Source organism: Burkholderia aenigmatica (genome assembly GCF_902499175.1).
GTDB lineage: Bacteria > Pseudomonadota > Gammaproteobacteria > Burkholderiales > Burkholderiaceae > Burkholderia > Burkholderia aenigmatica.
Genome location: NZ_CABVQC010000053.1, coordinates 59,910 through 65,946 on the forward strand (window position 1 = coordinate 59,910; position 6,037 = coordinate 65,946).

The following is a 6,037-nucleotide window of genomic DNA, read 5'->3' on the forward strand; positions in this document are numbered from 1 at the left end:
TGGTGCAGCCGTTAAAACTGGATGGGTACGTCGAGGCCTTCCGGGATCACGTACTCGGCCATGCGGCGGCGCGACAGCTCCATGTGGCTGCGGACCAGCTCCCCGGCGCGCTGCGCGTCGCGCTGCGCAATCGCTTCGATGATCTCGTCGTGCTGCCTGACGGCGGTTTCCAGGTCCTGCTGCATGTCGCTCGTCTCCGGCGAGCGATAGAAAATCTTGCCGAGGCGGGCGTGATCGATCAGCACGCGGCGCAGGCTTGGCATCAGGTAGGCGTTGCGCGCGATCCGGCCGATCTCGAAGTGGAACGCATCGTTCTGCAGCACGCGCGCCTGCAGGTCGTTCTCCTCGATCGCGGTGCGAAACTGCGCCTGGATCGCCTTCAGCCGTTCCACTTCCTCCGCCGTCGCGTGGCTGGCCGCCAGCTGGGTCGTCGCGACGTAGATCAGCGGCGCAGCCAGGAAAAAGCTGCGCAGCGACTGATAACCCATCGGCGACACGCGGGCCGGCCGGTTCGGCTCGAGCTCGAGATAGCCTTCCGCCGCCATCTGGCGCATCAGTTCGCGCACCGGCGGGCGGGAGAGCCCGAATTCCTCGCTGAGCGCGAGCTCGTCGACCACGGCGCCGGGCGCGAGCTCCATGCTCACGATCCGTCGCCGCAGTGTCTCCGCCATTACGTTCTTGCGATCCGCCGAACCGCCGGATTCGGCATCCGGTGAGGCGGTCTGAAGCTTCTGTCTGGACATGATTTCATTGTCTACAAACTGTAGACACAGTTTAGGTTGAGAATAGACCAAGCAAAAATAAGGGTTTACACCTTAACTCGACGAGCAGGCGAGGTCGGTGAGGGCGCGGGGTGGCGTGCCCTGACATGCGTAGCTTAAAGGGACGAAGCAGGGAGGGGCGAACGGCGGGCATCGGCGGGGCGCCGGCTCTGCGTGCGGGGCCGATTCAGGCGAGCCCGCGAAAAAGGGGCCGCCGGTCATGCGTCGTCGATATGCCAAGCCGCGCCGATTGCGGACAACGCGCGGCCGATCGAGTCGAGCATCGTGTATCGCGTCCGCCCGAGTGTCGTGGCCAGGAAGAAGCCGTCGTCGTCGGTCCACAGGTTGACCAGCGGCCAGCCGCTGGTGTCGCCACTGACTTCAAGCTGTCGTCGGTCGGGATCGATGTCGATGTCGTCATGCGCTTGCCGCAACGCATTGGCGATAGCATCGAATGCGTCGGCCGACGGGATCGTGTGGATGCGGTATTCGAAACTCATCTTCATGGGCCGGTGGGGGAGGCGGGCAGTCTAGCGCGTGTCATGGCGCAACGCCTTGCAATGGGTGTGTGACAGGCGCCTGCGCGCCGTCGCGGTATAGTCACGCAGCCGTCGTCGCATGCATCGAATCCCATAAGACCAACCAGAAGATCCATGTTGAATCGCTCACTGCTCGCCATTTCCGCCGCCGCCTTCGCCGCGCTTTCCGGCGTCGCGCGTGCCGACGCGTCCTACCTCTACGCATCCGAAGTCACGCGCTGCACCCGGATCGGGTCCCGCGACGTGCCGTACCCGGCCAGCGCGCGCTGGGCTCGGCAAAGCGGGGAGGTGACGGTCGGCGGCGTCTTGCTTCCGGACGGGACGGTGTCGGACGTGACGCTGCTGGAGAGCAGCGGGCATGCGGAACTCGACGCCGTGGTGACCGCGGCGTTCATGCGCATTCACTGTACCGCCGACGAGGGCGCACGCCCGATTCGCATGAAGGAGAAGATCACGTTCTCGCTGATGTAGCGAGCCGCCCGCATCGTGCTTTCAGAGAGGGAAGCCATGAAAGAAGTGCCGTATTTCGCGCAATGGGAATCGTCGCACCTGGTTTCGCGGTTCGTATCCCGCGAACTGCGCTCGGAGGACGACCCGTTGTGGCATCGCTCCGGCGCGAGCACGCCGGAAGAATATGCACAGTGGAGCCCGAGCATTTGCGGCATTGCGTGCCTGAAGATGCTGCTCGCGCACCGTTCGAATACGATCGTGCCGTTGCTCGAACTGGTACGCGAAGCCGTCGGGTTCGGCGTGTACCGGCCTGAACTCGGCGACACCGGCAAGCGCCTGCATTACCGGCCCTTCGTCCACTGGGTGCGCGAGCGGTATGGGATCGACGGCGACGTCGTGGAAGGGATCGATTCGGCCGCGCTTGAACCGAAGCTGCATGACGGCCACATGCTGATGGCATCGGTTCATCCCGGCATCCGGCACGACGGGTTCGAGCCGCCGTCGCGCGGCGGGCATATGGTGCTGGTGTTCGGCGCGAACCGCGACACTGGCGACTGGTTGTTCCACAACCCGTCCGGGTTCGACGTACGCACGCAGCAGAACGTAGCGATGCCGCGCGCGATGTTCGACCGCTATTTCGCGAACCGCGGCATCCTGATTGCCCCGTAACGTTGCGCATGCAACGAGTCGCGCGTGTGCCGCAGCAGGCGCCCGTTGCAGCGGGCGCCCGCCCGATCAGCGTTCGTTCCGCTTCTTGCTCAGTTCGATCGTCTCGAACAGCTCGTAGTCGGCGGTCGGGTGCTGGTCGGCGCCCGGTGCGTGGTAGTAGCGCATCGTGATCGTCGTGTGTCCGTCCGGCTTGCCCGGCTCGTAGTCGAACACGGCGATCCCGTAGCCGGTGCCGGTATCGCGCCGCGCGGACCAGATCGCATCCTCGAGCGCATCGGCCGGCTCGCGCACGAACGTATTGGGCGCCGTGCCCGGCACCGGCCGGTTCGGCTTCGTAAACACCTTCGCGCGCGCAAAGCCGGTCGCCGGGTTCTCGCCGTACACGTCGAGCGGCGCGCTGGTGCCGCCGCCGCCGAGGATCAGGTGGATCGTGCCGTGGCTCGTGTCGAACTTCGTGCGATCCGGGTCGTTCGAGCCGACCGGGCGCGGCTGCAGCGTCTCGACGACTTCGCCGGTCGTCGCATCGACGCCCGCACGGTGATTGCAGCCGCGCACCGGGTAGCTGCGCTCGTAGTCGTGATCGTGGCCGCACAGCACGAGGTCGACGCCGTAGCGGTCGAACAGCGGCAGCCACGCTTCGCGGATGCCCTTGTCGGAACCGTTGCCCGTCTTCGACGAACTGAGCGCGTCCTGGTGCATCTGCACGACGATCCAGTCGATGTCGTCGTCATGCGCGGCATGACGCAGCGTGTGTTCGAGCCAGCGCGTCTGCTCACCATTGCTGTAGCCGCGCACGTAGAACGACGTGCCGGGCTCGATCGGCGGGCGGCCCGTGCTCGCGGCCGGCACGAGCGGCGCGGGGCCGCCGACGAACGCGGCGGCGTCCTGGTACACGACGTCGTCGGCGTCGAGCGACACGAACAGCACCGAGCTCACGCGGAAGCTGTACCAGCGGCCCGGGAAGCGTGTGCCGTTCTCCGGCAGCGTATAGCGCGCGAGATACGAGTCGAGCCCCTGCGGGCCGTTGTTGAACTCGATCTCGTGATTGCCGGGGCACGGCATCCACGGACGATTGGCGGCCGACGTCTGGTTGTTGTTGCCGAAATCACGCCACACCTCGGGCTGGTGCGCGGGGTTCAGGTTCGCGTAGCAGAGGTCGCCGTTCAGCAGGTGGAACAGCGGCTGGAACTGCTCGACCGCCTGCACCGCGAAGCGGCTTTGCGGCGACGACAGCACCCACGCGCCGTTCGGCGTCGCGAGATCGCCGTAGCTCGTGAAGCGGAACGGCGCGCGGCCGCGCGGCGCGGTCGAGAAATTCGCGGAGAACGGCTGCGCGGCGTTGCTGTCGTTGTCGGCCGTAATCTCGTAGCGGTAGCGCGTATTCGGCTTCAGCCCGTGCACGCGCGCGTGGTACGCGAACACGGTCTCGCCGTTCAGGCCGTCGGTGTACAGGCGCTGGACGCCGTGCACGGTGCGCGGCGGCTCGCCGTCGGCGACGATGCGGGCGCGCGGATTGACGGCCGACGCGAGCGACGCCCACGAGATCACGACTTCCGACGTCGGGTCGTTGCCCCACGTCAGGTGGACCTGTTCGGGCGTGCCGTCCGGGTTCGACGCGGCGGCCCTGGCTGCCGCGAGACCGCCGGCGGCGGTGGCGAGGCCGGACACGCCGGCGAGTTTCAGGAAGCCGCGACGCGACACGGACGCGGCCGGCTCGTTCGGCTGGATCGGGGAGTTGTCCTGGTTCGACATGGTCGGTGTTTTCGTTGGTGGAGACGCGAGATGTGGAACCGCCTGACCGTGCGCAAGCGTGGCCGGGGCGTGGGCCGGAAACGAGCGGGATCCCGGTGCCGAACATTGTCGAAGGGCAGTTTTGCCGGGTTGTGACAGCACGGCAACCCCGCGCAAGCGTCGGCACATGCCCGGGCTTGTGCATCGCGCCATCCGGCCCGCGCCGACGGGCCGACGCGCGTCCGGTTCGTTCGAAATTTTTTTGCCGACATTGCGACAGATTCCGTTTGCCCGCGCCGTTTAACGCATGAACGGCCGCTTCCGGTCGATACCCGCTACTTCGGAGTCTTTCATGAAGCTTTCCATTCCATTGCGGTTTGCCGCGGCATGCGTGGCCGCGCTGGCTGCGTCCGCCGCGTTCGCGCAGGCCGTCATCGTCGCGCCTTACGCGCCGCCGCCGCCTCGCGTCGAAGTGATGCCGGCGCCGCGCGCGGGCTACGTGTGGGACCAGGGCCACTGGCACTGGCGGCAGGGCCGCTACGTGTGGATTCCGGGCCACTGGCAAGTGGTTCGTGTCGGTTATCACTGGGTGCCGGGCCACTGGGCCGCGCGCGGTCCGGCGTGGCGCTGGGTTCCGGGTCACTGGGCCTGATGCGCATGCCGCCGGACGGCACGCGGTGCCGGCACGGCGGCTTCTTCCCGCAACGTCATGAGTCGCAGCCATGCCTTTTCGAACCGTGGTGATCCTGGCGGCCGCAGCCATCGTGCTGGCCGGCTGTGTCGTCGTGCCGGCGCGCCCGGCCTATTACCGGCCCGCGCCGGTCGTCGTATATTGAGCGCGCCGGCCGCCGCTCACGCGAACGCGTCCGGGCGGCCGGCACCCGATCGACACGATCGCCATGCGGCCTGAAACGGATGTCGATGAAACGGATCTTGCCGATGCCGTGCGCGATACGTGCGGCGATTCCGAACCGCCGGTGTGGCGGGGCCGGGTAATGGCGCGGCGCATGCAAGGAGAGCATGACGATGAACTTCAGTCTGCCGGCGGGCGCATCGACGATCGCGCCGCGGCACAGACGCGCGTTGCGCTGGAGCGCCCCGCGTTGAGCGACGGCGATCCGGACGCGGCACTGGTGGCACGGGTCGGCGCGCGCGACGCGTCGGCCGTGCGCATGCTCGTCGCGCGCAAGCTGCCGCGGCTGCTCGCGCTCGCGACGCGCATGCTCGGCGACCGCACGGAAGCCGAGGACGTCGCCCAGGAGACGTTCTTGCGGATCTGGAAACAGGCGCCGGGCTGGCGCGAAGGCGAGGCGCGGTTCGACACGTGGCTGCATCGCGTCGTGCTGAATCTGTGCTACGACCGCTTGCGCGGCCGCCGCGAGGAACCGGTCGACGTGTTGCCCGACGTGCCCGATCCGCAACCGGAGCCGGCCACCCGGGCGGAGACCCGCTCGCGCGACGCGCGCGTGCGGCAGGCGCTCGCGGCGTTGCCGGCGCGGCAACGCGAAGCGCTCGTGCTCCAGTACTATCAGGAAATGTCGAACGTGGAGGCAGCCAACCTGATGGGCATTACCGTCGACGCGCTGGAAAGCCTGCTCGCGCGCGCCCGGCGAAACTTGCGCGCGCAACTGGCCGGCGATTCACCTAGCGAGGACATCCGATGACACCCGAACGATTTCGTACCATCGTCGCCGCGTACGGCTCGGATGCGCGGCGCTGGCCGGACGGCGAGCGCGCGGCCGCCGAGGCCTGGGCGCGCGCGCATCCGGGCGACGCATTGGCGGCGCTGGACGATGCCGCCGAACTCGATGCGTGGCTCGCCAACGATACGGTCGCACCGCCCGCGCCGGCGCTCGTCGAGCGCATCGTCGCGACGGCGCCCGCACC

At 67.8% G+C, this 6,037-nt stretch carries 7 protein-coding genes and 1 pseudogene; 5 read left to right on the forward strand and 3 right to left on the reverse strand.

The annotated features are described in order from the left end of the window. Nucleotides 1-11 precede the first annotated feature (11 nt). The gene (locus BDO18943_RS30310) at nt 12-743 is read right to left on the reverse strand and encodes a GntR family transcriptional regulator (RefSeq protein WP_175025173.1); all 732 of its coding nucleotides are present in this window, start codon (nt 741-743) and stop codon (nt 12-14) included. Nucleotides 744-979: 236 nt separating this feature from the next. Further along, complete coding sequence (locus BDO18943_RS30315; protein WP_175025174.1) at nt 980-1,267, reverse strand: hypothetical protein; 288 nt, start codon at nt 1,265-1,267, stop codon at nt 980-982. A 150-nt stretch (nt 1,268-1,417) separates the two neighbouring features. Between BDO18943_RS30315 and BDO18943_RS30320 the strand changes: the two genes are divergently transcribed. Together BDO18943_RS30320 and BDO18943_RS30325 are read left to right on the forward strand one after the other, a co-directional pair. Next, nucleotides 1,418-1,771 carry an energy transducer TonB gene (locus tag BDO18943_RS30320; protein ID WP_175025175.1) on the forward strand — a complete coding sequence of 118 codons (354 nt, stop codon included), beginning with the start codon at nt 1,418-1,420 and terminating at the stop codon, nt 1,769-1,771. A gap of 36 nt (nt 1,772-1,807) precedes the next feature. Next, nucleotides 1,808-2,419 (forward strand): cysteine peptidase family C39 domain-containing protein, encoded by a 612-nt coding sequence (locus tag BDO18943_RS30325; protein WP_175025176.1) that lies wholly within the window; start codon nt 1,808-1,810, stop codon nt 2,417-2,419. Nucleotides 2,420-2,485: 66 nt separating this feature from the next. Here BDO18943_RS30325 and BDO18943_RS30330 read toward each other — a convergent pair whose 3' ends face one another. Next, nucleotides 2,486-4,171: a purple acid phosphatase family protein gene (locus tag BDO18943_RS30330; protein ID WP_043190994.1), complete on the reverse strand. Its 1,686-nt coding sequence runs from the start codon at nt 4,169-4,171 to the stop codon at nt 2,486-2,488. Nucleotides 4,172-4,502: 331 nt separating this feature from the next. Here BDO18943_RS30330 and BDO18943_RS30335 point away from each other — a divergent pair, with 331 nt between their 5' ends. The 3 genes and pseudogenes from BDO18943_RS30335 to BDO18943_RS30345 form a co-directional block, all read left to right on the forward strand. After that, complete coding sequence (locus BDO18943_RS30335) at nt 4,503-4,802, forward strand: YXWGXW repeat-containing protein (RefSeq protein ID WP_043190991.1); 300 nt, start codon at nt 4,503-4,505, stop codon at nt 4,800-4,802. Between the two features lie 247 nt (nt 4,803-5,049). Then, nucleotides 5,050-5,814, forward strand: coding sequence for an RNA polymerase sigma factor (locus BDO18943_RS30340; RefSeq protein ID WP_175025177.1), 765 nt, complete (start codon nt 5,050-5,052; stop codon nt 5,812-5,814). Further along, a pseudogene (locus BDO18943_RS30345) lies at nt 5,811-6,037 on the forward strand (hypothetical protein); the annotation flags it as partial. The gene BDO18943_RS30340 and the pseudogene BDO18943_RS30345, both read left to right, overlap by 4 nt.

Bases quoted from the DNA above. Each gene is read 5' to 3' on its own strand.
- BDO18943_RS30310 (WP_175025173.1), bottom strand. From the start codon at position 743: ATGTCCAGACAGAAGCTTCAGACCGCCTCACCGGATGCCGAATCCGGC.
- BDO18943_RS30315 (WP_175025174.1), bottom strand. From the start codon at position 1,267: ATGAAGATGAGTTTCGAATACCGCATCCACACGATCCCGTCGGCCGAC.
- BDO18943_RS30325 (WP_175025176.1), top strand. From the start codon at position 1,808: ATGAAAGAAGTGCCGTATTTCGCGCAATGGGAATCGTCGCACCTGGTT.
- BDO18943_RS30330 (WP_043190994.1), bottom strand. From the start codon at position 4,171: ATGTCGAACCAGGACAACTCCCCGATCCAGCCGAACGAGCCGGCCGCG.
- BDO18943_RS30335 (WP_043190991.1), top strand. From the start codon at position 4,503: ATGAAGCTTTCCATTCCATTGCGGTTTGCCGCGGCATGCGTGGCCGCG.
- BDO18943_RS30340 (WP_175025177.1), top strand. From the start codon at position 5,050: ATGCGGCCTGAAACGGATGTCGATGAAACGGATCTTGCCGATGCCGTG.